At 33.1% G+C, this 22,737-nt stretch carries 26 protein-coding genes; 16 read left to right on the top strand and 10 right to left on the bottom strand.

The features are described from left to right. Positions 1–43: 43 nt before the first annotated feature. Positions 44–1,315, top strand: a complete 1,272-nt coding sequence (locus tag H6578_00715) for a serine hydroxymethyltransferase (GenBank protein ID MCB9225676.1) — start codon at positions 44–46, stop codon at positions 1,313–1,315. 44 nt (positions 1,316–1,359) lie between these two features. Continuing rightward, entirely contained in the window at positions 1,360–2,409 is a 1,050-nt protein-coding gene (locus H6578_00710) for a tetratricopeptide repeat protein (GenBank protein ID MCB9225675.1), read from the top strand. A 1-nt stretch (position 2,410) separates the two neighbouring features. On the opposite strand, the gene H6578_00705 is transcribed toward H6578_00710, so the two are convergent. Continuing rightward, positions 2,411–2,737: an iron-sulfur cluster assembly accessory protein gene (locus H6578_00705; protein MCB9225674.1), complete on the bottom strand. Its 327-nt coding sequence runs from the start codon at positions 2,735–2,737 to the stop codon at positions 2,411–2,413. A gap of 64 nt (positions 2,738–2,801) precedes the next feature. Between H6578_00705 and mce the strand changes: the two genes are divergently transcribed. The 3 genes from mce to H6578_00690 are packed head-to-tail and all read left to right on the top strand — an operon-like array spanning position 2,802 to position 4,919. After that, positions 2,802–3,203: a methylmalonyl-CoA epimerase gene (gene mce, locus H6578_00700; GenBank protein ID MCB9225673.1), complete on the top strand. Its 402-nt coding sequence runs from the start codon at positions 2,802–2,804 to the stop codon at positions 3,201–3,203. Beyond that, positions 3,204–3,785, top strand: coding sequence for a YdeI/OmpD-associated family protein (locus tag H6578_00695; GenBank protein ID MCB9225672.1), 582 nt, complete (start codon positions 3,204–3,206; stop codon positions 3,783–3,785). 27 nt (positions 3,786–3,812) lie between these two features. Next, positions 3,813–4,919, top strand: coding sequence for a tetratricopeptide repeat protein (locus H6578_00690; protein ID MCB9225671.1), 1,107 nt, complete (start codon positions 3,813–3,815; stop codon positions 4,917–4,919). Here H6578_00690 and H6578_00685 read toward each other — a convergent pair. The 5 genes from H6578_00685 to H6578_00665 form a co-directional block, all read right to left on the bottom strand. Next, positions 4,908–5,555 carry an HAD hydrolase-like protein gene (locus tag H6578_00685; GenBank protein MCB9225670.1) on the bottom strand — a complete coding sequence of 216 codons (648 nt, stop codon included), beginning with the start codon at positions 5,553–5,555 and terminating at the stop codon, positions 4,908–4,910. The genes H6578_00690 and H6578_00685 overlap by 12 nt on opposite strands. Positions 5,556–5,560: 5 nt before the next feature. Further along, positions 5,561–6,040 (bottom strand): peptide-methionine (R)-S-oxide reductase MsrB, encoded by a 480-nt coding sequence (msrB, locus tag H6578_00680; protein MCB9225669.1) that lies wholly within the window; start codon positions 6,038–6,040, stop codon positions 5,561–5,563. 46 nt (positions 6,041–6,086) lie between these two features. Beyond that, positions 6,087–6,722, bottom strand: a complete 636-nt coding sequence (locus H6578_00675; GenBank protein MCB9225668.1) for a sterol desaturase family protein — start codon at positions 6,720–6,722, stop codon at positions 6,087–6,089. 64 nt (positions 6,723–6,786) lie between these two features. Beyond that, positions 6,787–7,326, bottom strand: coding sequence for a hypothetical protein (locus H6578_00670; protein MCB9225667.1), 540 nt, complete (start codon positions 7,324–7,326; stop codon positions 6,787–6,789). Beyond that, on the bottom strand, positions 7,308–8,360 hold the full coding sequence (locus H6578_00665) for a DUF3089 domain-containing protein (protein ID MCB9225666.1): 1,053 nt from the start codon (positions 8,358–8,360) through the stop codon (positions 7,308–7,310). Before H6578_00665 ends, H6578_00670 begins: the two co-directional genes overlap by 19 nt. Positions 8,361–8,446: 86 nt before the next feature. Here H6578_00665 and H6578_00660 point away from each other — a divergent pair, with 86 nt between their 5' ends. The 5 genes from H6578_00660 (at position 8,447) to H6578_00640 (ending at position 11,752) form a co-directional block, all read left to right on the top strand. Continuing rightward, positions 8,447–8,881, top strand: a complete 435-nt coding sequence (locus tag H6578_00660; GenBank protein MCB9225665.1) for a hypothetical protein — start codon at positions 8,447–8,449, stop codon at positions 8,879–8,881. Between the two features lie 461 nt (positions 8,882–9,342). Next, positions 9,343–9,702 (top strand): MmcQ/YjbR family DNA-binding protein, encoded by a 360-nt coding sequence (locus tag H6578_00655; protein ID MCB9225664.1) that lies wholly within the window; start codon positions 9,343–9,345, stop codon positions 9,700–9,702. Positions 9,703–9,712: 10 nt separating this feature from the next. Further along, complete coding sequence (locus tag H6578_00650; GenBank protein ID MCB9225663.1) at positions 9,713–10,036, top strand: hypothetical protein; 324 nt, start codon at positions 9,713–9,715, stop codon at positions 10,034–10,036. Then, positions 10,036–11,082: an FAD-dependent oxidoreductase gene (locus H6578_00645; GenBank protein MCB9225662.1), complete on the top strand. Its 1,047-nt coding sequence runs from the start codon at positions 10,036–10,038 to the stop codon at positions 11,080–11,082. Before H6578_00650 ends, H6578_00645 begins: the two co-directional genes overlap by 1 nt. Further along, complete coding sequence (locus H6578_00640; protein MCB9225661.1) at positions 11,072–11,752, top strand: RluA family pseudouridine synthase; 681 nt, start codon at positions 11,072–11,074, stop codon at positions 11,750–11,752. Before H6578_00645 ends, H6578_00640 begins: the two co-directional genes overlap by 11 nt. A 213-nt stretch (positions 11,753–11,965) precedes the next feature. Here H6578_00640 and H6578_00635 read toward each other — a convergent pair whose 3' ends face one another. Together H6578_00635 and dusB are read right to left on the bottom strand one after the other, a co-directional pair. After that, complete coding sequence (locus H6578_00635; protein ID MCB9225660.1) at positions 11,966–13,555, bottom strand: NAD(P)/FAD-dependent oxidoreductase; 1,590 nt, start codon at positions 13,553–13,555, stop codon at positions 11,966–11,968. Between the two features lie 103 nt (positions 13,556–13,658). Continuing rightward, complete coding sequence (dusB, locus tag H6578_00630) at positions 13,659–14,654, bottom strand: tRNA dihydrouridine synthase DusB (GenBank protein ID MCB9225659.1); 996 nt, start codon at positions 14,652–14,654, stop codon at positions 13,659–13,661. 323 nt (positions 14,655–14,977) lie between these two features. Between dusB and H6578_00625 the strand changes: the two genes are divergently transcribed. The 5 genes from H6578_00625 (at position 14,978) to H6578_00605 (ending at position 18,872) form a co-directional block, all read left to right on the top strand. Further along, entirely contained in the window at positions 14,978–16,012 is a 1,035-nt protein-coding gene (locus H6578_00625) for a DUF4476 domain-containing protein (GenBank protein MCB9225658.1), read from the top strand. 88 nt (positions 16,013–16,100) lie between these two features. Further along, entirely contained in the window at positions 16,101–16,985 is an 885-nt protein-coding gene (locus H6578_00620) for a CPBP family intramembrane metalloprotease (protein ID MCB9225657.1), read from the top strand. Between the two features lie 3 nt (positions 16,986–16,988). Further along, complete coding sequence (locus H6578_00615) at positions 16,989–17,819, top strand: phosphatidate cytidylyltransferase (GenBank protein ID MCB9225656.1); 831 nt, start codon at positions 16,989–16,991, stop codon at positions 17,817–17,819. A 60-nt stretch (positions 17,820–17,879) separates the two neighbouring features. Beyond that, a complete protein-coding gene (locus tag H6578_00610) occupies positions 17,880–18,545 on the top strand; it encodes a phosphatidylserine decarboxylase family protein (GenBank protein ID MCB9225655.1) in 666 nt (221 codons plus the stop codon). A gap of 21 nt (positions 18,546–18,566) precedes the next feature. Beyond that, positions 18,567–18,872 carry a hypothetical protein gene (locus H6578_00605; protein MCB9225654.1) on the top strand — a complete coding sequence of 102 codons (306 nt, stop codon included), beginning with the start codon at positions 18,567–18,569 and terminating at the stop codon, positions 18,870–18,872. Positions 18,873–18,950: 78 nt separating this feature from the next. On the opposite strand, the gene H6578_00600 is transcribed toward H6578_00605, so the two are convergent. Next, complete coding sequence (locus H6578_00600) at positions 18,951–20,165, bottom strand: NAD(P)/FAD-dependent oxidoreductase (GenBank protein ID MCB9225653.1); 1,215 nt, start codon at positions 20,163–20,165, stop codon at positions 18,951–18,953. Next, the gene (locus tag H6578_00595) at positions 20,162–20,680 is read right to left on the bottom strand and encodes a dihydrofolate reductase (GenBank protein ID MCB9225652.1); all 519 of its coding nucleotides are present in this window, start codon (positions 20,678–20,680) and stop codon (positions 20,162–20,164) included. Before H6578_00595 ends, H6578_00600 begins: the two co-directional genes overlap by 4 nt. Before the next feature lie 93 nt (positions 20,681–20,773). On the opposite strand from H6578_00595, the gene acs reads away from it, so the two are divergent. Beyond that, positions 20,774–22,681, top strand: coding sequence for an acetate--CoA ligase (acs, locus tag H6578_00590; GenBank protein ID MCB9225651.1), 1,908 nt, complete (start codon positions 20,774–20,776; stop codon positions 22,679–22,681). Positions 22,682–22,737 lie beyond the last annotated feature (56 nt).

Raw genomic sequence — 22,737 nt, 5'->3', positions numbered from 1 at the left:
TAAACATTAACCGCTTATCTTTGTCGCTTAAAACAAAACAATCATGCATAAAGACCAAGAAGTTTTTGATTTAATACAAGCAGAGCAAGACCGACAAGAACACGGTATTGAGCTAATAGCTTCTGAAAATTTTACCAGCAAAGAGGTAATGGAAGCTACAGGAAGTGTACTTACCAATAAATATGCAGAAGGATTGCCGGGCAAACGCTATTACGGTGGTTGTGAAGTGGTAGATAGAATAGAAGATATAGCCAGAGAAAGGCTAAAAAAACTTTTTGGTGCGGAGTGGGTAAACGTGCAGCCACACAGTGGAGCACAAGCTAATGCCGCAGTAATGCTTGCCGTACTTAATCCCGGAGATACTATTTTAGGTTTTGATTTATCTCACGGTGGACACTTAACGCATGGTTCCTCTGTTAATTTTTCGGGAAAATTATACAATCCCACTTTTTATGGCGTAGAAAAAGAAACGGGAGTTATAGATATGGATAAAGTGGAAGCTAAAGCTATTGAAGTAAAACCTAAATTAATTATTTGTGGAGCTTCTGCTTATGCCAGAGAATGGGATTTTAAACGCTTTAGAGCCATAGCCGATAAAGTTGGTGCTTTAGTTTTAGCAGATATTAGCCATATAGCCGGATTAGTGGCAAGTGGTGTACAAAATAATCCTATGCCTTACTGCCATATTATTACTTCTACTACGCATAAAACCCTAAGAGGACCAAGAGGTGGCGTAATAATGTTAGGACAAGATTTTGACAATCCATTAGGTATAACTACGGCTAAAGGTACGGTGCGGAAAATGAGTTCACTGTTAGATTCTGCGGTATTTCCCGGCACACAGGGCGGTCCTTTAGAGCACGTAATAGCGGGCAAAGCGGTAGCTTTTGGCGAAGCTTTAAACGATAGTTTTAAAACATATTCTAAACAAGTTATTGCCAATGCACAAGCTATGGCTAAAGCCTTTGTGGCAAAAGGTTATCATTTGGTTTCTAACGGCACAGATAACCACTTAATGCTTATTGACCTGCGAAATAAAAACTTAACAGGCAAAGAAGCCGAAAATGTACTGGGTTTAGCCGATATTACGGTAAATAAAAACATGGTGCCGTTTGATACGCAATCGCCTTTTATTACTTCCGGAATAAGAATAGGTACGCCTGCCGTAACCACCAGAGGTTTAAAAGAAAAAGACATGGAGAAAATAGTAGATTGGATAGATACGCTACTAATGAATAAAGAAGATGAAGCTAAAATTGGAGACATTAGAAACCAAGTAAATGCCTTTATGAAAGGGTTTCCTTTGTATGCTTAAATAAATTTGCTTACCTTTCATTACTTTTTTAACACTATTATAGTTTGACTAAAGCCACAAACATAAAATTTGTTGCCCTATTTACATTGGTGTGGGTAGTTAATACACTAACTGCTCAAGTAAGTTTTTTTGATAAAGGCTTAGATGCTTTTGAGCGAGGAAAATATGAAAATGCAATAGAATTTTATACCCTGTTTTTAGAAGATCATGAGAGTATAAATGCTCATTTTAACAGAGGGCTAACTTATTATAAGCTTAAAAAGTTTGACCAATCTATTCATGATTTTTCGGTAGTAATAAATAAAGACCGCAATGATTATGAAGCGTATTACAATAGAGGTTTATCTTATATAGAAGTAGGCTTGTTTGATAAAGCTTCAGAAGATTTTAATTTGGCATTAGAACTCAATCCTGATTTTGATAAAGCATTTTTAGGCATAGGTACAGTATTAAGTATGCAGGGAAAATATGATGAAGCTCTTGATTTTTTTAATAAATCCATTGAAATTAATGAATATAATGATGTGGCTTATTATAGAAAATCGCTGGTATTAATAGAGCAAAAGGAATATAAAGACGCATTGGCTATACTAAACAAAGCAATAGAAATAGACAGCACTAATAGCATGTACTACGAAGCCAGAGCTGACATTAACTACAAATTAGAAAAACCCGAATTAAGCATTGAAGACTACAGTAAAGCTATAGATTTAAGTCCGGAAAACAGCACCTTATATTTTAATAGAGGTATTAGCTACTACGATATGAAAAAATATAGCAATGCCAAAAATGATTTTCAATATGTAGTGTATAAAAACGAATATGATGAAGATGCCTATTGGTATTTAGCATTGGCAGACATACAAACCAGAGATTATGAAATGGCTATAGCTTACTACGACAAAGTACTAAGCCTCAACCCAAATTATGAATATAAATGGGCAATAAATAGAAGACAATTAGTAATAAAAAAATGGATGAGTGAAAACTTAGTTTACTCTATACTGTTAGTCGGTTTATTTGTTTTATGTATTTTCTTTTTGTTTAAACTGCTACAAAAAAGGAAGAGAAATAAAGAAATAAAAACAACTTAACTTACACAGAAAAACTTTCGCCACAAGAACAAGTGCGTTGTGCATTGGGATTGTTAAAAAAGAAACCCTTTCCGTTTAATCCGTCAGAAAAATCAAGCGTAGTATTAGCTATATATAAAAAGCTACGCAAGTCAGTAACTATTTTTATTCCTTTATCTTCAAACTCTTGATCGTCTTCTTTTAACTTAGTATCAAAATCCATTTGATAGCTTAAACCGGAGCAACCACCACCCAAAACACTCACTCTAATAAACGTGTCTTGGCTCATATTTTGGTCAGCTTTAAGCTGGTTTATTTTATCCATTGCTTTTTCAGATACAAATAGCATAGTTTAATTGTTTTACCTTAAAAGTAACAAATGCTTTGTAAATTTGGTTTCATAATAACAGAAAATGAAGAAAATAGAACACATAGGTATTGCCGTTAAAGATATAAATGCATCTAACGATTTGTTTAGCAAACTATTAAACACTCAACCATATAAGCAAGAAGCTGTAGCGAGCGAAAATGTTATCACTTCATTTTTTAGAAATGGTCCCAATAAAATAGAACTGCTACAAGCCACCAATGAAAATAGTGCCATAGCCAAATTTATAGAAAAAAAAGGCGAAGGCATACACCACATAGCTTTTGCCGTAGAAGATGTGTATGCCGAAACTGAAAGACTAAAAAGCGAAGGATTTACACCGCTACTTGACAAGCCCAAAAAAGGAGCAGATAATAAATTAATTATGTTTTTTCATCCTAAAACTACAGGCGGAGTACTTGTAGAAATTTGCCAAGAAATAAGATAAATGTCAAAAAAAGAACACCATAAAATAATACCCGGCAATACAAAAGAGTGGCGAGAATGGCTGACGCAAAACCATATAAAAGAAGATGGCGTTTGGCTTATTTATTATAAAAAAAATGCTGATAAACCCACTATATCGTGGAGCGAAGCCGTAGATGAAGCCCTTTGTTTTGGCTGGATAGATAGTGTTAAAAAACCCATAGATGAAGAAAAATTTATGCAGTTTTTCAGCAAAAGAAAAGCCAATAGTTTGTGGTCTAAAATAAATAAAGAGAAAGTAAGCAAACTTACACAAGCAAGGAAAATGACACCTGCCGGTTTTGAAATAATAGAAAAAGCTAAGCAAAATGGTATGTGGACACTTCTTGACGAAGTAGAAGAATTAATTATTCCTAAAGATTTGCAACAAGCATTTGATGCTAAGCCAAAGGCATTAAACTATTTTTTAAGTTTAAGTAAATCTGTAAAAAAAGGTATGCTAACATGGATAGTAGTAGCAAAAAGAGAAGAAACAAGGCAAAATAGAATAAATGAAATAGTTAGCTGTGCTACTAATAATAAAAAACCAAAGCATTTTGGGTGAGTTTATTGAAAATTAAATTTATTAATAATGGATAGTATTGTTTACTTTGAAAATATAGAAAAACAATTATTAGATGAAATAGAAAAATCTAAAAATGAGATTCTAATTGTTGTTGCTTGGATAACTAATAATAGTTTATTCAAAAACTTACTGACTGCTCTTGATAATAATGTTCATATTACAATTTTAACAAGAAATGATTATGTGAATAATTCTCAAAAATCCTTAATGTGGAAAGAATTTATTAACAAAGGAGGTAAATTATACTTTTTTGATAAGCCTAATTCTTTGCATCATAAGTTTGTAGTATTTGACTCTGAAATTGTTTATACTGGATCATACAATTGGACAAATCAAGCTGAAAAATTGAATAAAGAGAATATAATTTCCTCAAAAAAAACAGAAACTATACAGTCTTTTAAAAAAGAAGTAATTAAACTAATTTCAGAGTCATTTGTCCCAAAGGAAAATGAATTAAATGTAATAGCACCAATTACAGCAAATATAGAAGAAATAAATATGGCTAATTATGAGTTTGATAGCCTTGATGCAATACAAAAAGCCCTTCTAAAATATCTTAATAAAGATTATTTAGAATCAATAGAAATATTAACTGGATTAGATAGTGAAATTTATGAAAAATATAACTTATTATCATGGAATTATCTAAGGATGAAACTTTTTGATGAAGGAATTAATTGTGCTAAAAAAGCAATTAGTCTAAATCCGTATTTTCCAGATAACTTTAATGTTCTTGGTGCAAATTATTTTGAAGCCAACAATATAAAAGAAGCTATAAACTCTTATAATAAGGCTATTGAGTTGGAACCACAAGCAACTACTTACAACCTTAATTTATTAATATTATATGATAGAATTGGTTTGAATAGTCAAGGTGATAAAGAAAACAACATTATAATAAAGAAGGCATCTAACATAATTAAAAATCCAAATAATTTTGATAATTATATTTTATTTAAAGCATATTTAGATAGAGGATTGTCTAGGTATAAATACAAGGATTTAAGAGATAGAGATTTGTTAAGAGCTAAGGAGATTTTCAACACTAAATTAAAAGATATTGAAAAAGATTACCATGATTATGATTTAATAGAAGAAAATTTAAACCAATAAACTTGCTAATTCCTCTACATTTTCTACAAAATGCGTGGGTTTGGCATCTTTTAAATCTTGCGTTTTTCCGTAGCCGTAATTTACAGCTATGCTCGCTATATTACATTCCGTAGCACCTTTAATGTCATAAATAGTATCGCCTACCATTACTACATTATTGTATTTGCTTATGCTTAAATCAGTCATGGCTTCGCTTATGGTTCTACTTTTTGGGAAAAGTTCGCTATTCATATCACTACCTCTAACAGTTTTAAACAAATGCTGCCACTTATTGTGTTCTAATATTTGATTGGCATAATAAGTCGGTTTGGCTGTAGCAATAGCTATAGGAAAGTCGTTTTTATTTAACTTTTCAAGCAATTCTAAAATGCCGGCATAAGGTTCTGAATCAAAAACACCTTTTTCGCTATAATAATCTCTAAGCTTTGTTAATGCTTTTATGCTATCTGCCTCCGATAAACCAAAATGATTTTGAAATGTTTTTAATAATGGTGGCCCGATAAAAGAGGTAAGCACTTCGTTAGAAGGTACTGGAATTTTCATATAATTTAAAGCATACTTTATGCTGGAAACAATACCTTTTCTGGAGTCAAATAGTGTTCCGTCAAAATCAAAAATAACGTAGTTATACTTCAAAATTTTTAGTTAATGCTGTCGGGAATAAAGTTTAAAGAAGCCGAATTAACACAATAGCGCAAACCTGTAGGGTCTGGCCCGTCATTAAAAACATGCCCTAAATGTCCTTTGCAGTTGGCACACAGTATTTCTATTCTTTCCATGCCGTGCGAAGTATCTAACCGGGTAATAATAGCGGAAGAATCTATTTGTTCAAAAAAACTTGGCCAGCCACTACCGCTATCAAATTTTGTAGAAGAAGAAAACAAAGGATTATTGCAAGCAGCACAAGTGTATATTCCTTTGTCTTTATTGTAGAGGAATTTCCCCGAAAATGGTTTTTCCGTTTTTCCACCACACATTACTTTCTTTTGCTCATCATCTAAATTATCAAACACACTTTCGTCTGCTTTAGTAACATGTACACATTTTTTATTCTGTACCTTGTTGTTTTTATTGCACGATACGCTTAAAAATAATAATAAGAAAGGGAGTGCTACTTTCATAATTCAAAGTACTTGAATAATTATGAAAAGCCTTTATTTTTTAGTGTTAATCTTCTTTAAAATCGGTATGAAAAACTCTATCCCACACTTTAGAGGTAAAACCAAACCCTGAATCCGAGTCTTTATAATGGTGTTTCATGTGGTGTTCTTTTATCGTTTTAAAATACTTATTGGTCATATTTACGTGGTGCGAAGCGTAGTGCATCATATCGTAAAATAGATATGCCGCCACAAAACCGGCATAATAAGCATAATGAAATTGTAAAATACCTAAAGGAGCCATTACCCACTTAAATACAAAAAAGAAAAGTACAGCAAGCGGAATACTTACTGCCGGAGGCATTACTAATCGCAGTGAATCTTGAGGATAATCGTGATGGATGCCATGAAAGGTATAATGTATTTTTTTAGCCCACTCTGCTTTTGGGTGTCCGTGAAATACATAGCGGTGAATTAAATACTCTACTAAAGACCAAATTAATGCACCTACTATAAAACTGCCTAAATACTGCATAAAAGTAGTATGCTTAACAGTAAAAGACAAATAAGAAAAATAGGAAACAAGAGGAATATATATAACCAGTGGTACCCAAAAAGGTATTCTTGAAAAGAAATCTATAAAGGGATTTTCAAATAGTTTTGGAGATTCGTCTTTAGTGCTAACAAATAATTTATCAGCCATAGTTTGCTTGTTTTGTAGTACAAAATTAAGCAATTATTCAGAATATTACTTGAATTATTGTGTATTAAGACTTGCCCATTCCTTTAAAATGGTCTTCTTTATCGGCAAAAAGTACATTAAAGGTAGTAAGCGAACCATAAGCACGGGTTATATACTGCTGTAAATGTACTTTTTCAGCATCATTTAAACTTTCGTGATTATTGATATTTTGCTCTAAAACTCTCAATTTTTCTCTCACAGAAATTATTTTGCTAAAAAAAGTATCTATAGGCACTTCTTTACTTTGCAAATCATCGCTTCCCGGTTTTAGCTCTAAAGTTCCTCCCAGCCATTTACTGCCTATACTTACCGTTTTTCTATCGCCTTTAAACTGACGCATTACTTTTTCTACGGCTTTTTCAATGTCTTCAATAGCTAATGGCGGTGTATCTGCCGTTATTTTTTCTACTATTTCAAAATTGGTAAAATCTCTTGAAATTTCTTTTAAATCATCTGTTGTGGTAAAGTATATTTTGTAATACTCTGAGTTTAAATTGCAAATAACTCCCAATCCAAACTTTGGGTGGTTTATTTTACTTCCTATTCCTAATTGTGCTTTTTCCATAGTGCAAAATTATCACTTTTTATAAATTGCGATACTCTTGTTTCAACGTTTTCTCTAACATTGCCATAAAATAAATTATAGTCGCCTATATGCCAGTTTTTAACAAATCGGGTAAAAGGAATGCCCGGAATTTTAACGGCATCTACCCAAAGTACGCCTTTGTGTACTCTTGCTCCATGCTTATTTTTATAAAACTTTTTAAACTCTTTTGGCACCATTCCGTCATGGTATTCTTCTGAGCAGTAATATTCGTTAGTTTCCCAGCTTAAAGGGTTGTGGCATACTGCTCCTTTGTAATATTCATCATAAAACTTAGGGTAGCTTTTCTTTTTCATAGTGTTCCACGAAATAAAGCAGTTAATATCATCTTCTTGTTGGCAAGGTTTGCAGTTTTCAAAATCATTGGCTTTTACAGGCATTCCAACCAAGTAAGCCGCCACCATTTGGTTTAGCAAGGCTGTAGTATCTATTACTTCTTCTACTAAATGTATATTATGAAAAGTACCTTGGCTATGTCCGGCTATAATAAAAGGTCTGCCTTCATTCCAGTTTTCTAAATAATATAAAAAGGCAGCTTTTACATCGCTATAAGCTAAAGCAAGTGCTTTATTGCTGTTTTCTGTGCCTAAAGTCATAAATGCTTCATAGTTTGCTTGTCTATATCTTGGTGCAAAAACCCTTGCACTGCCATTAAAAACACTTGCTTGATGCTTGATAGGTAAATTATCTACTTTCTTGTTTAACTTATCATCCAAAACATCGGCATTCCATTTGCCATAGGCTTTATTAATAGTAGTGGGGTGTACAAAAAACACATCTACAATAGCATTATCTTGGTTATTGCTAAATTTTTCACTGGGAACATCATCTGCATTATCTGCTTTCCACGGTAGTGCCGCCCAGTTTTTTTCATTACTATAATTAGGCTTTTTGGGGACTGTAGTTATATCAAAACCAGCTTCCAAACTTTGCTGTGCAAACAAGAAATTAGCACTAAATATTGCTAAAAAAAAGATAATACCGTAATTCTTCATTATTTTTACATTAAATTTATTAAACAGCGTATCAAAATGTCAGTTGGAATGGCAGTTTTATACTAAACAAAAAGTAAGCCAAAATTATGTTCAAAAATTATCAAATTATTTTTTCGTTATTCATCCTTATTGTTGGTCTAAGTTCTTGCGATAGTAAAATTAATCAATCTTGTACAGAAGTAGATATTAGTCCTTTTTTAGGCAATTATCATGTAGGTGAAAGTTGCCAGCAAGGTTTTGGACACAATGTTACTTTTGCCACTGTAAATCCAGGATTTAGTTCGTCAAACAACCAAATAATTTTCACTAACTTTAATAATACTGGGCAAGATGTAGAAGCTTATGTGGACTGCAATGGCACATATTTTAGAATACCAGACCAAAATTTAGGAAGTTCAGCATACACGGTAGCAGGCGAAGGAGATTTAGTAAACCTAAACGGATATATTCAATTGCAGTTTAGAGTACAATCTAATGAATATGGGCAGGCAAACTATTGCACTTATACGTATTCTAAGTAGTAAGGCGTGTAAAACTTGCCTTATCTCTATCTGTTGGCAGACAGATAACGGTAGTTAGGGAATCATACTAAATTTTCAGCGACCTATTCAAACTTAAGGTGCACTTTTAGCTGACCTTAATCAAAAATATGTTAAGAAATGGTGTAAAACAGACATCCAAAATGAAGGAGATTATAAAAAAGTAAACAGACAAATTAGTATGCTCCTACAAGTGAAAATACTTTAGAAAAAATGAAATTGAGCATACATTAATTTGTCATTGTCTGTTTTATAGCATTTTAGTATTTTTGATTACAGTCTTGACTTTTGGTTACCTTTGTGTCAAGACAAAGGTAAAAAGGGTATAAACTGCTATATTAAAGCATAAATTATTGGTATAAAAATATAAATATTCTAATGCTTTAGGTATGAAGTCTAATTGGGAAAATGAGGATTTATGGAAATAATCTTAAAATAAAATAATGAACATAGAAGAATTTAGAGATTATTGTATAGCTAAAAAAGGAGTAGAAGAAACTTTCCCTTTTGATAAAGTTACCTTAGTTTTTAAAGTATTAGGAAAAATGTTTGCCCTTACAAGCCTTGATGATACAGATTTTTCGGTAAATTTAAAATGCAAACCAGAATATGCTGAAGAACTTAGAGAAAAATATTTAAGCATAAAACCCGGCTACCACATGAGCAAAAAACACTGGAATACTATAGAAATATTTAAAAATGAAGTGCCGGACAGCTTAATTAAAGAACTAATAGATTTATCTTATCGTTTAGTAGTAGAAAAGTTGCCCAAAAACCAGCAAAATTTATTAAACGAATTATAACCCCAAAGAAATGGACATCATAATACTTATATTTTTATCCTTTAAAATTTATAATCAGGCAGAGCAAAAAAATGAAAGACCATGGCAGTGGGTCGGCAGGCTGGTTTTAATGTTTCTTGCCACAGAAATGATAGTTGCCTTTGCCGTTTTAGCATATTTTGGTGTAGATAAAATAGTTTATGCCGTTTTCCCGGCATTATTTGCTGCTTGTTTAAGTGCTTTTTTTGTGTTTAAACAGTTAGCTCAAAAAACAGATATAGAAATATTAGATAATTTTGAGGAAGACACGCAAGAAGAAGAACCGCAAAAACCAAATTTGGACTATTTTAGATAATGGAAGAAATTGATTTTCTAATAATAGGTCAAGGATTGGCAGGAAGTGTTTTAGCCTATCAACTTATTCAGCAAAATAAAAAAGTACTAATTATAGATGAAAGCTCTGGAGCTACGTCTTCAAGGCAAGCTACAGGATTAATTAACCCAATTACGGGCAGGCGGTTTGTAAAATCGTGGATGACGGAGCAATTAATGCCTTATGCTAAAAATTTTTACACCGCAGTAGAAAAACAACTTAATGCTTCTTTTTTTAAAGAAACCAAGCAAGTAAAAATATTGCAGTCTGTAGAGCAGCAAAATGATTTTTATATAAGACTACAAGATAATGCTTACACTGCTTACCTACATAAAAGTAAAGAAAATCTAAGGGACTTTAACAATCCAATAGAAGCTATAGAAACCACGCCTATTTATCAAATAGAAATTAATGAGCTTCAAGATGTTTTTTTGAAATATTTTAAAAGTAAAGCGTGTATTCTTCAAGAAAAATTTGATTTTACGAATTTTAAAATTGAACCTTCAAATTTTTTGTACAATAACATAAAAGCTAAGTATATTATTTTTGCCGAAGGTTATTTAATAAAGGACAATCCTTATTTTTCGTTTATTCCAGAGCATCATACTAAAGGAGAAGCCTTAGTAGTAGAAAATAAGGAGTTGGACATAGATTTTGTGCTAAATTCTTATATAAATATTACGCCCAGCCAAAATAAGCAGTACTATGTAGGTGCAACTTACGATTGGAATGATTTATCTGAAAACACCACTGCTAAAAAACGGGCTGAAATGGCAGAAAAATGGAATAAAACAACTTCTTTAGCTTTAAATATAGTAGAGCAAAAAGTGGGCATAAGACCAACAACCGTAGATAGAAGACCTTTATTAGGTAGCCATCCAAAACATAATAAAATGTATGTTTTTAATGGTATGGGAACAAAAGGTTTATCTTTAGCTCCATATTTTGCCCAGCATTTAATAGAACATATAATTTTAGAAAAACCTCTTTTAAAAGAAGTAAATATTGCACGGTTTTATGGAGAATGAAATACTTTATGAAGACAATCATATTATAGCCATTAATAAAAAAAGTGGCGATTTAGCTCAAGGAGATAAAACGGGCGATACGCCTTTAGTAGAATATGTAAAGCAGTACATAAAAGCAAAATATAACAAGCCGGGAGAAGTTTTTTTGGGTATTCCTCACAGGTTAGATAGACCAACTTCGGGTGTTTTGCTTTTTGCACGCACCAGTAAAGCTTTGGCAAGACTAAATGAAATGTTTAAGGAAAAAGATTTTGAAAAAACTTATTGGGCTGTGGTAAAAAATATGCCACCAAAGCAAGAAGATACTTTGATTCATTATTTGAATAAAAATCAAAAGCAAAATAAATCTTATGCCGGCACAGATAAAAACAAAGGCTTAAGATGTGAATTAAGCTATAAAGTTATAGCCGAAAGCGACCATTATTTTTTATTGGAAGTAAAACCTAAAACAGGCAGACACCACCAAATAAGAGTGCAGTTAAGCACTATTGGCTCACCATTAAAGGGAGATATAAAATATGGTTTTGATAGACCTAATGAAGATAAATCTATTCATTTGCATGCACGCAATATTTCATTTATACACCCTGTAAGTAAAGAAAAACTGAGCATAACAGCTCCTGTTCCTAAAAATGATGTGCTTTGGGAGGTGTTGAGTGAAGGAGTTTAAACCAATAAAGCAGATGATAAATGCTTCCTTCCGTTAGGATGGTAGCAACAAGACTTACCCGTCTTTGCGAAAAAATTATGACGGAGGAGTAATTTTTGTGGCAATCTCAATTAGCGAACTCGTGCCACCACTCCAAGTGGTGGCACGAGTAGTTTCTATGCCAAAGCCTGCATCATCTTGAGCAAAATGAAATGTAGCGAAATATCTCTACAATTAAGGATTAAAAATGTTGTAGAAAATTCTAAAAGACTTAAACTTTAAAATAGGAATAACGCACATCATACCGGCAGCCATAGCTCCGCCTACGCCTACCATTGTTATATCTTGCCCGGTAAGTGTAAGTCCTTTTATTTTGGTTTCAAAACGTAGTTGGTTTGTTAATAATCTTCTGGGGCTGTGTTCTAAACCATAAATTTCGCCTTGCTGATAGTTGGTATAGTGCTTTGTAGAGAGCGGTGTAGAAACTTCCGTAATTTCTACATGTCCTTTTATTTGTGGAAACAACTCATATAACTTTTGAAGCATAGCCTCTTCAAACTGCATTTTTAAAGCCTCATATTCAGCTCCTCTTTTCATCACTTTTAAGTCTTCGTACTTTTTAAACCACTCATATTTAGCCGGACTAACAGCTTGTATTGTGGCTTTATTTTTATTGTTTTCTCTCCATGCTTTATCTTTTGCCGAGGGAAAAGAGATGTACGCAAAATTTTGGGCAATTTCTTCTAAACTGCTTTCTTCTATATTTTTGGTAAAATCATCTGTTTTATGATACCAAACATTATGTTTTGGAAGGTTTAATTCTTTGTCAGATTTGTTTAAACCCACGTACAAGCAAAAATGAGCAACTGAAGGATTTAATTTATCAATGGCTTTTTTAATAGCCGATTTGTTTGTTTTTACTAAACTATTAAAAGTGTTTTTTACGCCTGCATTACTTATTACATTTGGGCAGCTAATAAATCTATCTTCTATTTTTACACCTTTTACCTTGTTGTTTTCAATTACTATTTCACTTACTTTGGCATTCACTAATACTAAAGAACCTAAGCTGTCAAGTACTTTATTCATTTTTATGCTTATTTGGTCGGCACCGCCTACGGGATAGTTTCCCCCGTTTATAAAATGATTAATAACCATAGCGTGCACAGCAAAACTGCTTTCTGTGGGCAACATACCATAATCGCCAAATTGAGCACTCAATACGGCTTTTAATCTTTGGTTATTGGTTAGTTCATCTAATACCGATTGCGTAGTTTTTTTGGCATATTGGGCAAAATATTTTTTAAAAGCCCAACCTAAAGTGTAGCTTAATATAGGTTTAAATGTTTTTTCAAAAAGAAACGCTCCCGTAAGCTTTGAATATTTATCTATTAATTTAAAATATTGCTCTATAGCTTCTTTTTCATCGGGAAAATATTTAATCATCTGTGCTTTATGATTTTCTTTTCCTTTGTAAAAATCGTAAACATCTTTATCAATAATCACACGGTCATAAATATCGCCCATGCTTTCCCATTCTAACTCGCTGTTAGTCAAATAATTAAAAATAGGACGTATGGCCTCCCCTTTATCTGCATTTCCAACATAATGGACGCCTACATCCCAAAAATATCCATCTTTTCTTTTAAAAGTATGTGTAAAACCGCCCGGGCGATAATGTTGTTCTAAAACCAAAACTTTATATCCTTCTTTTGCCAAAATAACCGCAGCGGTTAAGCCTGCTATTCCCGAGCCAACAATAATAAAATCGTAGCCCGAAAGTTCCATTTTAGGATTATAAAATTTGTAATATTTTTCTCTCATTTTTAGGGTTTAAACAAAGTAAAACAACAGTTTTTTGTTTTATTCTGTCCTCTAAAATATACTTGATTTTTGATTATTAAGGAATTTTGCCGGTAAATTAGTTCTAACTATGTATTTCTGCACTTTTAAAATCTATACGCATTTGTTCTAACGTATCGTATATTTCATTGGCTTGCATAGATGTTACTAATTTCATTCTGTAGGGTTTAACACCTCTGAATCCTTTAAAATAATTGCCATAGTGCCTTCTTGTTTCCAAAATTCCCAGTGTTTCTCCTTTCCAAGCTATGGCTGTTTTTAAGTGTTCTATGGCGGTATCTACTCTTTCGTTAAGAGTGGGAGGAGGTAAGTGTTGCCCTGTTGTAGCATAGTGTTTTATTTCTCTAAAAATCCACGGGTAGCCAATAGCAGCTCTGCCTATCATTAAGCCATCTACACCATATTTATTTTTGTACAAAACGGCTTTTTCGGGGCTGTCAATATCTCCATTGCCAAAAATAGGAATATGTATGCGTGGGTTTTCTTTTACTTTAGCTATGTGTGTCCAATCTGCCTCTCCTTTATACATTTGTTTGCGTGTACGGCCATGTATGCTTAGTGCTTTTATGCCCACATCTTGTAGCCTTTCTGCCACTTCTTCTATTAAAATACTGTCGTTATCCCAGCCTAAGCGTGTTTTTACCGTTACGGGAAGTTTTGTGCTGTTTACTACGGCTTTTGTTAATTCTACCATTTTAGGAACATCACGCAGTATGCCTGCTCCTGCCATTTTGCATACTACTTTTTTTACCGGGCAACCAAAATTTATGTCTAACAGTTCAGGTTGAGCTTCTTCTACTATTTCGGCACTTCGCATCATAGAATCTAACTCCGCACCAAATATTTGAATACCAATAGGGCGTTCATCTTCATATATATCCAACTTTTTTACGCTTTTTTCGGCATCGCGTATTAAGCCTTCTACACTTATAAACTCGGTGTACATAAGGTCTGCACCATTTTTTTTGCATAATGCTCTAAAAGGTGGGTCGCTGACATCTTCCATAGGTGCCAGCAAAAGAGGAAAAGAACCTAATTCTATATCGGCTATTTTTGTCATCGGGCTTGCAAATATAATTTTATTAGCTGAATTTAAAGGCTTGCTATAAAAGCTAAAAAATACTGTTGGACTTATAGAGTTCCGAACTTTTTAAAAGTTCGGAACTCTTGTAAATAACCTGTCAAGTTGTAATAGTAAGAATGGAGGTTGTACTTAAGTTTGCTTTGCTCGTGCCTCACTCGCAAAGACGTGCTCATGTCGGTTCGTCTTTGCGAATGGAGTGAAGCAATCTCCTTATAACCACAGCTTCTCGCTATACTTATTTTAATAAATACTTATGTCTGAATTGTAGGTTTTAAAAAAAGGAGTGAAAATCGGCTAGGATGCCGACTCCAGGAAACACTGACGCTATAATTTCAACTGATTTTATTGCTTTCCCTTTAGGGCAAGTTACTTTTGGAATTTTAATAGTAGCAAAACATTTATCTTTGCTCGCAAATTACAACACCATGAAACTTCTTTTGCAATTATTTTTTATTAGTTTTATTTCTATAAATTTTGCTCAAAATAGAGTTACTATATTCTCTGAAGATGGCGAGCCTTTTTATTTAATTTTAAACGGCATACGACAAAATGAAAATCCGGAAACTAATGTTCAGGTGCAAGGTTTAACTTCTGATTATTATACTGGAAAAATTATTTTTAATAATGAACAATTGCCCGATATTGACAAGAAGTTTTTAATGGCTACAGGAGAAGGTTGTAAACCTTGCGAAGTTACTTACAAAATTAAGTATAACAAAAAGGGGGAAATAGCTTTAAAAGCATATTCTTTTTCTTCGCTGGCAATGGCTCCGCCTCCAGCTTCTAATGTTCAAATAATACAGTTTAATACCAAACCTATGCCTGCTCCTCTTGTGGGTGTTCATGTAGTAGAAAGTACCACCACTACTACTACAAACACAGGAGATAATGTAAATATGGGTATAAATATAGGCGGCTTAAACATGGGTGTTAATGTAAATGTAAATGACGGATATGGAGGAACTACCACTACACATAGCACCACCACTACCACATACACTACTCAAACTGTTGAACCTACTTATGTAGTAGCAGAAGATGTTTGTTATCCTATGAGTGAAACCAATTTTAATAATTTAGTGAACAGTATTAATGCTAAATCTTTTGAAGATTCTAAACTAACTTTAGCTAAACAAGCTACGACCGCTAATTGTTTAAAGGCTTCACAAATAAAAAGACTGCTTAATTTATTTACATTTGAAGATAATAAGTTAGAACTGGCTAAGCACGCTTATTTATACTGCTACGATCCTCAAAATTATTACCAGGTTAATGATGCCTTTACTTACGAATCTTCTATAGATGAGTTAGATAATTACATTGGCGGACAATAAGGGGGCTTGAAAAATTATTGTTGCAAGAGCAATATTTTAAAAGCTATAATCTGAAACCATAATATTTCCTACCTTTGTACCTTTAACGATGGAAGAAAAAAACACCCCAAAAGAAACGCCTAAAGGTTTTTTCAGAAATAATCCTTTGCTTGTATTTATATGGACAGTACTGCCTATTATTGTGGTTTTTACAAGTACTTTGCTTACTGCTTCTGCAACAGATACATCAATTGACAACTACGGAAGTATAGTTTCTTTAAGTATAGCTCAAATTGTTTCTGTAGTAATATTATTTGTTTTACCTGTTTTGCTACTGAGTTTTGTATATAAAAGAAACATTTTTGGCTTTTTAAATATGCTAAAGTTGCCGTCTGTTAAACAAGTTGCTTTTGTGTTAGCGTTAATATTAAGTAGCAATTTGTTTCTTAATTTTTTAATGGAAATTAATGAAATGATTCCTTTAAGTGAGGGTTTAGAAGTAAAGTTTACAGCATTGCAAGAAAGCACTATTGCTATGCAAGGCAAATTTTTAGATTTTTCTAGTGTTTTTGAATTTGCATTAATACTTTTTGTTATGGCTATTTTGCCCGCCTTAGCAGAAGAAATGTACTTTAGAGGTTTAATAGAAGGCGTTTTGTTTGATTTAAAAGTCGGACCTTTTCATGCCATTTTTATCTCCTCATTGTTGTTTGCTATGGTACATTTTCAGTTTTATTATTTGTTACCTTTATTTTTTATGGGAGCTTTGTTGGGCTATATTTATTATAGAACCAAAAATCTTTGGCTAACTATTATAGCTCATTTTGTTAATAATGGGGTGATGGTAGTAATAACAGCTACTAATAAACTGGGCTATACCAATATGGATGTAGAAGGCACGCCTCCATTGCTTACATCGGTAATAGGATTTGTTGTATTTATGGCAATAATTTATTTTTTTCATAATAATACCAAACAAACTAAATTTGAGTAGTTTATGAATAAATTAGCAGTTAGAGCTTTATCGGGATTTATTTTTGTAGCCATAATGATTGGTGCTTCTACCTTTCAAATAGGGTATATTTTGCTTATTTCATTAATAGTAGCGTTTAGTACAAACGAATATTTAGAAATAACCACTCCTTTAAGAGATGAAAAAAAACCTTTTTCCAATATTTATAGAATATTGCTGATAGCTACTAATGTTTTGGCATTTTTAATTACCGCCACATCGGTTTCTAATTTATTGAGCATTAAGTTTATAAGTATAATACCTGTTTTACTTTTTTGCTTGTTTATAGTAGAATTATACACAAAATCGGAGAAACCAATAACCAACATAGCGTTAAATTTAAGTGCATTTATATACATAGGTGTGCCATTTTCTATGCTTAATTTTATAGTTTATTCCGATGGTTTATACCAACCCAGCACTTTATTAGGTATTTTAATATTAGTATGGATATACGATAGTGCCGCTTACTTAATAGGAAGCACATTTGGTAGCCGAAAGCTATTTGAGCGTATTTCGCCAAATAAAACATGGGAAGGAAGCATAGGCGGTTTATTAGTGCTAACAGCTATAGGTTTTGGCTTTGGCTACATACCTTGGTTTAGCAGTTTAAGCTCTATGGAGTGGGCGGTTATTTCTTGGCTTATAGCATATTTTTCTGCCACGGGCGATTTAGTACAATCTTTAATGAAAAGAAGTTTAAAAATTAAAGATTCGGGGAATATACTACCCGGGCACGGTGGTTTTTTAGACCGTTTTGATGCTTTTATTTTTGTTATTCCTTTTATAGCATTTTATATTTTGTGCTTCACGTAATTAGATGTTGGTACTGAGTAGTGAGATTTTAGAATTAGTTAATTACTTTTGTACTCAATTATGAAATACTCTATACACAAAGAGGGATACCCTACCATAGCACTCGTTTTTATTTTATTGCTTGCTCTAAATTTAGCTGTAGCATTTTTTGTTTGTTCTACCATTACTAAAGCCTTAGTTTTAGTATTTTCTTTAGCATTTTTTGTTTTTATTTTGTCTTTTTTTAGAATCCCTAAAAGAACTTTTACTCAAGGAGATAATTTAATAATGGCTCCTGCCGATGGCAAAGTAGTAGTGATAGAAGAAGTAGAAGAACCGGAATATTTTAAAAATAAGCGTATTCAGGTATCCATATTTATGTCGCCACTAAATGTGCACGTAAACCGAAGCCCAATAGACGGACAAGTAAAATATGTAAAATATCATCCCGGCAAATATTTGGTTGCGTGGCATCCAAAATCATCTACAGAAAATGAAAGATATACTTCTGTAATAGGAAAAGGGAAACACGATATTTTAGTGAGGCAAATAGCTGGGAAATTGGCTCGTAGAATTGTTAATTATTTAAAAGTTGATGATAAAATGAAGCAAAATGCTGAAATAGGCTTTATAAAATTTGGTTCAAGAGTAGATTTATTTTTACCTTTAGAAACTAATATCAAAGTGAAAATTAATGACACAGTGCAAAACGGCATTAGTATAATTGGCACAATTGATGATATATAATTAACAAAAAAAGAAAAAACTATGAAAAAGATATTAATGACATTAGGTGTTTTGGGTTTTGTGTATGTAGCAAGTGCTCAAACAGCCACAGAAACTACTAAAACAGAAGTGAAAAAAGTAGAGAAAGTAGAAACTGCTAAAACGCCAACATTGCAAGCTTCGCCAAACAAAGCCGTTCAATTGAGAGCTACAAAAGTGCAAAGAGCAAATTTATCAACAACTAAAAAAGCTGTAATTATTTCTGACGAAAACAAATTAAATAAAGAAGCATTACAAAGAAAAGATAATGCTATTGAACTAAAAAAAATAGAAGGAACAACTAAGTAAATTGTTGCTTTTAAGAATTATAAATACTTAGCAAGGAATAGAAAACTTGCTAAGTATTTTTGTTTTATAAGGGTTAGTTTATTCCTCCAAACTATTGGCCACAATATATCCGCCCGTCCAAGCGGCTTGAAAATTGAAACCACCGGTAATAGCATCTATATTTAACACTTCGCCTACAAAAAATAAATTATGGTGTAGTTTGCTTTCAAATTTTCTAAAATCAATTTCTTTTAAATCTACACCGCCTGCTGTTACAAATTCATCTTTAAAAGTACTTTTTCCTTTTACACTAAAATTGCCTCTGCTTAATATTAATGCTAAACTATTCAATGCTTTATTGCTTAAATTTGACCAAGATAAACCGGTATCTATTTTACATTCATTGATGAAATAACTCCACAACCGCTTAGGAAATTCAAATGGATGCTGAGCTAAAGTTTTTTTGGTGTTTTGCTCTTTATAGTTTTTAAGTTTTGCTACGCAATCTTCATAAGTAATTCCTCCCAGCCAATTAACATTTATAGTAAAATTGTATTTCAAATCATGCAAATTTCTTGCTCCCCATGCCGATAATTTTAATACAGCAGGACCACTCAATCCCCAGTGTGTTATCAGCAATGCTCCTTCAGATTTTAGCTTACATTCTTTTACTTCTATTTGAGCATGAGGCACGCTTATTCCCATCAGCTCATTCAAACTTGTATTTTTAATATTAAAAGTAAACAACGAAGGAACAGGCTCTACAATATTATGCCCTAAATCTTTTGCTATCAATTGCCATATTTTAGGGTTGCTCCCTGTTGCCATTACAAGTTTGTGGCACACATATTTTTCATTGCCACAGGTTAAATGCCACTTGCCATTTTGTTTGTTTATTTTATCTAATCTTGTTTTGGTATTTAATTTTACACCTAATTTTTCTGCTTCATTTAAAAACAAATCAATTATACTTTGCGAACTGTTACTTTCAGGAAAAACACGGTTATCCTCTTCAATTTTGGTAGCTACGCCACGTTCATCAAGCCACGCCATCATGTCGCCAGTGCAAAACTGATGAAAAGGACTTATTAACTCTTTTTCTCCCCTGGGGTAAAATTTACTTAAATCTTTAGGCACAAAACAAGCATGTGTAACATTGCACCTTCCGCCACCCGATATTTTTACTTTCTTAAGAACATCCTTATCTTTTTCAATAATAAGAATTGTTTTATCAGGATTTTGCTCCTTGTAGTTAATTGCTGTAAAAAAACCTCCTGCTCCACCGCCTACTATAATTATGTCCCAAGTTGTCATTTTCTAACTAAGCGAATAAAAGAAAAATCATAGGCGTGTTTTTCATCTCTTGTGTGGTGTTCTGCCCATACTTCTTGCCATTCATTCATATCTATTTCCGGAAAAAAAGTATCTGCATTGGGGAAAGTAGCGTGTACTTTGGTTAAAACTATCTCATTGCAAACGGGTAAGGCTTCTTTATAAATAGTGCCTCCACCTATAATATATTTTTCAGTATCGGTACACTTATCGGCAAAAGCTAAAGCAGCTTCTAAGCTATTTACTACTTTTACTTTTTCGGGTGCATTATAATTTTGTTGCTTTGTTATTACTATGTTGGTTCTATTAGGCAATGGTCTATATTTTTCGGGGAAACTTTCATAAGTTTTTCGTCCCATTATTACATCTGCTTCTGTAGTATTTTCTTTAAACCACTTCATATCTTTAGGTAAGTGCCAAAGCAAATTTCCTTTAGCTCCTATTTCATTATTTAAGCCCGTTGCCACTATTATTTTGTAGCTATTTTGTAGTTGCATGGCGTAAAGTTATGAATATTTAGCAACTACAATTAATTGATTTTTAAAAGTAAAACCTTAACTTTACCTAAACCAAAAATAAACCATAACCGTATGAGTTCATACCATATTAAATCTCTTGAAGAGTACTACAATGTATATAATCGTTCTGTGCGTAAACCCGAATTGTTTTGGGAAGAAATAGCAGAAGAAAATTTTTACTGGCAAAAAAGATGGAGTAAAGTATTAAGTTATGATTATAAACAAGCAGAGTTTAAGTGGTTTGAAAATGCAAAACTTAATATTACCGAAAACTGTATAGACAGACATTTATATACCAGAGGCAATAAAACGGCTTTACTTTTTGTTCCTAATAATCCCGATGAAAAAGCACAGCATATTAGCTATAAAATGCTATCTGAAAAAGTAAATAAACTGGCTAATATTTTAAAAAGTAAAGGCATAAAAAAGGGAGATAGAGTTTGTATTTACTTACCCATGATACCCGAATTAGCCTACAGTTTGCTGGCTTGTGCTCGTATTGGAGCCATTCACTCCGTAGTTTTTGCGGGCTTTTCATCATCAGCACTTTCTACCAGAATAAATGATAGCGATTGTAAATTAGTTATTACTTCCGATGGTTCTTACCGTGGAGCAAAAACACTTAATTTAAAAAACATAGTAGATGAAGCACTAAAAGACTGCCCTACAGTAAAAAATGTACTGCTGGCTAAACGAACAGGAGAAAACATAAACATAGTAGAAGGCAGAGACCATTGGTTAGAACCGCTAATGGAAAAAGCAGACCACAACTGTACTGCTGAAGAAATGGATGCCGAAGATCCACTTTTTATATTATATACTTCGGGCTCTACAGGAAACCCTAAAGGCGTAGTGCACACTACTGCCGGTTATATGGTACATACCGCATACACTTTTAAAAATGCTTTTCAGTATAAAGAAGAAGATGTATATTGGTGTACTGCCGATATAGGGTGGGTAACAGGACATTCTTATATAGTGTATGGTCCTTTGGCAAATGGTGCTACCAGTATTCTTTTTGAGGGCGTACCCAGCTACCCCGATTATGGCAGATTTTGGCAAATAGTAGAAGAACACAAAGTAACCCAATTTTATACCGCACCCACAGCCATACGTTCTTTAGCAAAGCAAGAAAAAGATTTTATTGAAAAATATGATTTATCTTCTTTAAAAATTTTAGGCTCCGTAGGCGAACCTATAAACGAAGAAGCGTGGCATTGGTACGACAACAATATAGGAAAAAAGAAATGCCCCATAATAGATACTTGGTGGCAAACAGAAACGGGCGGTATGATGATAACGCCTATTCCTTTTTCTACTCCCACAAAACCGGGTTATGCCACATTGCCTTTGCCGGGTATTCAGCCGGTTTTATTAGGCGAAGATGGAGCAGAACTAAAAGAGTTTCATAAAGAAGGAAAATTATGTATTAAATTTCCGTGGCCGGGTATGGCACGCACTATTTGGGGCGACCATAAACGCTATAAAGAAACCTACTTTTCTGCTTATGAAAATATGTATTTTACAGGAGATGGAGCTTTTAAAGATGAAGTGGGATATTTTAGAATAACAGGTAGAGTAGATGATGTAATAATTGTTTCGGGGCACAATTTAGGCACAGCACCTATTGAAGAAGCTATAAATGAACACCCTGCTGTGGCAGAGAGTGCCATAGTTGGTTTCCCTCACGATATAAAAGGAAATGCATTATATGGCTATGTTACACTTAAACAAGTGGGGGCAAGCAGGCAACACGATAATTTAAGAAAAGAGATAAACCAATTAATTTCTGAACACATAGGTCCCATAGCAAAGCTAGATAAAATACAGTTTACAAGTAGTTTGCCTAAAACACGTTCGGGGAAAATAATGAGAAGAATATTGCGAAAAATAGCAGCCCACGATGCAGAAAACATAGGCGACACTTCTACACTCCTAAATCCGGAAGTAATTGATGAAATTAAAAAAGGTGCTTTGTAGCGGTTATTGAATTTTATTTCATAAGTGCAGGATAGTTTGTAAATTTGTACTATAAA

It is taken from the genome of Chitinophagales bacterium, from assembly GCA_020635995.1.
Lineage (GTDB): Bacteria > Bacteroidota > Bacteroidia > Chitinophagales > UBA8649 > JAFMKE01.
The sequence above is the reverse complement of the archived record's forward strand: the minus strand, read 5'-3'. Positions and strand labels throughout refer to the sequence as shown.

What these genes read in the sequence shown, in the direction of transcription:
- H6578_00620 (MCB9225657.1), top strand. Translation starts at nt 16,101, where the DNA reads ATGGAAGAAAAAAACACCCCAAAAGAAACGCCTAAAGGTTTTTTCAGA.
- H6578_00600 (MCB9225653.1), bottom strand. Translation starts at nt 20,165, where the DNA reads ATGACAACTTGGGACATAATTATAGTAGGCGGTGGAGCAGGAGGTTTT.
- H6578_00635 (MCB9225660.1), bottom strand. Translation starts at nt 13,555, where the DNA reads ATGAGAGAAAAATATTACAAATTTTATAATCCTAAAATGGAACTTTCG.
- H6578_00715 (MCB9225676.1), top strand. Translation starts at nt 44, where the DNA reads ATGCATAAAGACCAAGAAGTTTTTGATTTAATACAAGCAGAGCAAGAC.
- H6578_00675 (MCB9225668.1), bottom strand. Translation starts at nt 6,722, where the DNA reads ATGGCTGATAAATTATTTGTTAGCACTAAAGACGAATCTCCAAAACTA.
- H6578_00690 (MCB9225671.1), top strand. Translation starts at nt 3,813, where the DNA reads ATGGATAGTATTGTTTACTTTGAAAATATAGAAAAACAATTATTAGAT.
- H6578_00595 (MCB9225652.1), bottom strand. Translation starts at nt 20,680, where the DNA reads ATGCAACTACAAAATAGCTACAAAATAATAGTGGCAACGGGCTTAAAT.
- H6578_00645 (MCB9225662.1), top strand. Translation starts at nt 10,036, where the DNA reads ATGGAAGAAATTGATTTTCTAATAATAGGTCAAGGATTGGCAGGAAGT.
- H6578_00660 (MCB9225665.1), top strand. Translation starts at nt 8,447, where the DNA reads ATGTTCAAAAATTATCAAATTATTTTTTCGTTATTCATCCTTATTGTT.
- H6578_00640 (MCB9225661.1), top strand. Translation starts at nt 11,072, where the DNA reads ATGGAGAATGAAATACTTTATGAAGACAATCATATTATAGCCATTAAT.
- mce (MCB9225673.1), top strand. Translation starts at nt 2,802, where the DNA reads ATGAAGAAAATAGAACACATAGGTATTGCCGTTAAAGATATAAATGCA.
- H6578_00615 (MCB9225656.1), top strand. Translation starts at nt 16,989, where the DNA reads ATGAATAAATTAGCAGTTAGAGCTTTATCGGGATTTATTTTTGTAGCC.
- dusB (MCB9225659.1), bottom strand. Translation starts at nt 14,654, where the DNA reads ATGACAAAAATAGCCGATATAGAATTAGGTTCTTTTCCTCTTTTGCTG.
- H6578_00705 (MCB9225674.1), bottom strand. Translation starts at nt 2,737, where the DNA reads ATGCTATTTGTATCTGAAAAAGCAATGGATAAAATAAACCAGCTTAAA.
- H6578_00650 (MCB9225663.1), top strand. Translation starts at nt 9,713, where the DNA reads ATGGACATCATAATACTTATATTTTTATCCTTTAAAATTTATAATCAG.
- H6578_00610 (MCB9225655.1), top strand. Translation starts at nt 17,880, where the DNA reads ATGAAATACTCTATACACAAAGAGGGATACCCTACCATAGCACTCGTT.
- H6578_00695 (MCB9225672.1), top strand. Translation starts at nt 3,204, where the DNA reads ATGTCAAAAAAAGAACACCATAAAATAATACCCGGCAATACAAAAGAG.
- msrB (MCB9225669.1), bottom strand. Translation starts at nt 6,040, where the DNA reads ATGAAAGTAGCACTCCCTTTCTTATTATTATTTTTAAGCGTATCGTGC.
- H6578_00665 (MCB9225666.1), bottom strand. Translation starts at nt 8,360, where the DNA reads ATGAAGAATTACGGTATTATCTTTTTTTTAGCAATATTTAGTGCTAAT.
- acs (MCB9225651.1), top strand. Translation starts at nt 20,774, where the DNA reads ATGAGTTCATACCATATTAAATCTCTTGAAGAGTACTACAATGTATAT.
- H6578_00605 (MCB9225654.1), top strand. Translation starts at nt 18,567, where the DNA reads ATGAAAAAGATATTAATGACATTAGGTGTTTTGGGTTTTGTGTATGTA.
- H6578_00670 (MCB9225667.1), bottom strand. Translation starts at nt 7,326, where the DNA reads ATGGAAAAAGCACAATTAGGAATAGGAAGTAAAATAAACCACCCAAAG.
- H6578_00655 (MCB9225664.1), top strand. Translation starts at nt 9,343, where the DNA reads ATGAACATAGAAGAATTTAGAGATTATTGTATAGCTAAAAAAGGAGTA.
- H6578_00625 (MCB9225658.1), top strand. Translation starts at nt 14,978, where the DNA reads ATGCCGACTCCAGGAAACACTGACGCTATAATTTCAACTGATTTTATT.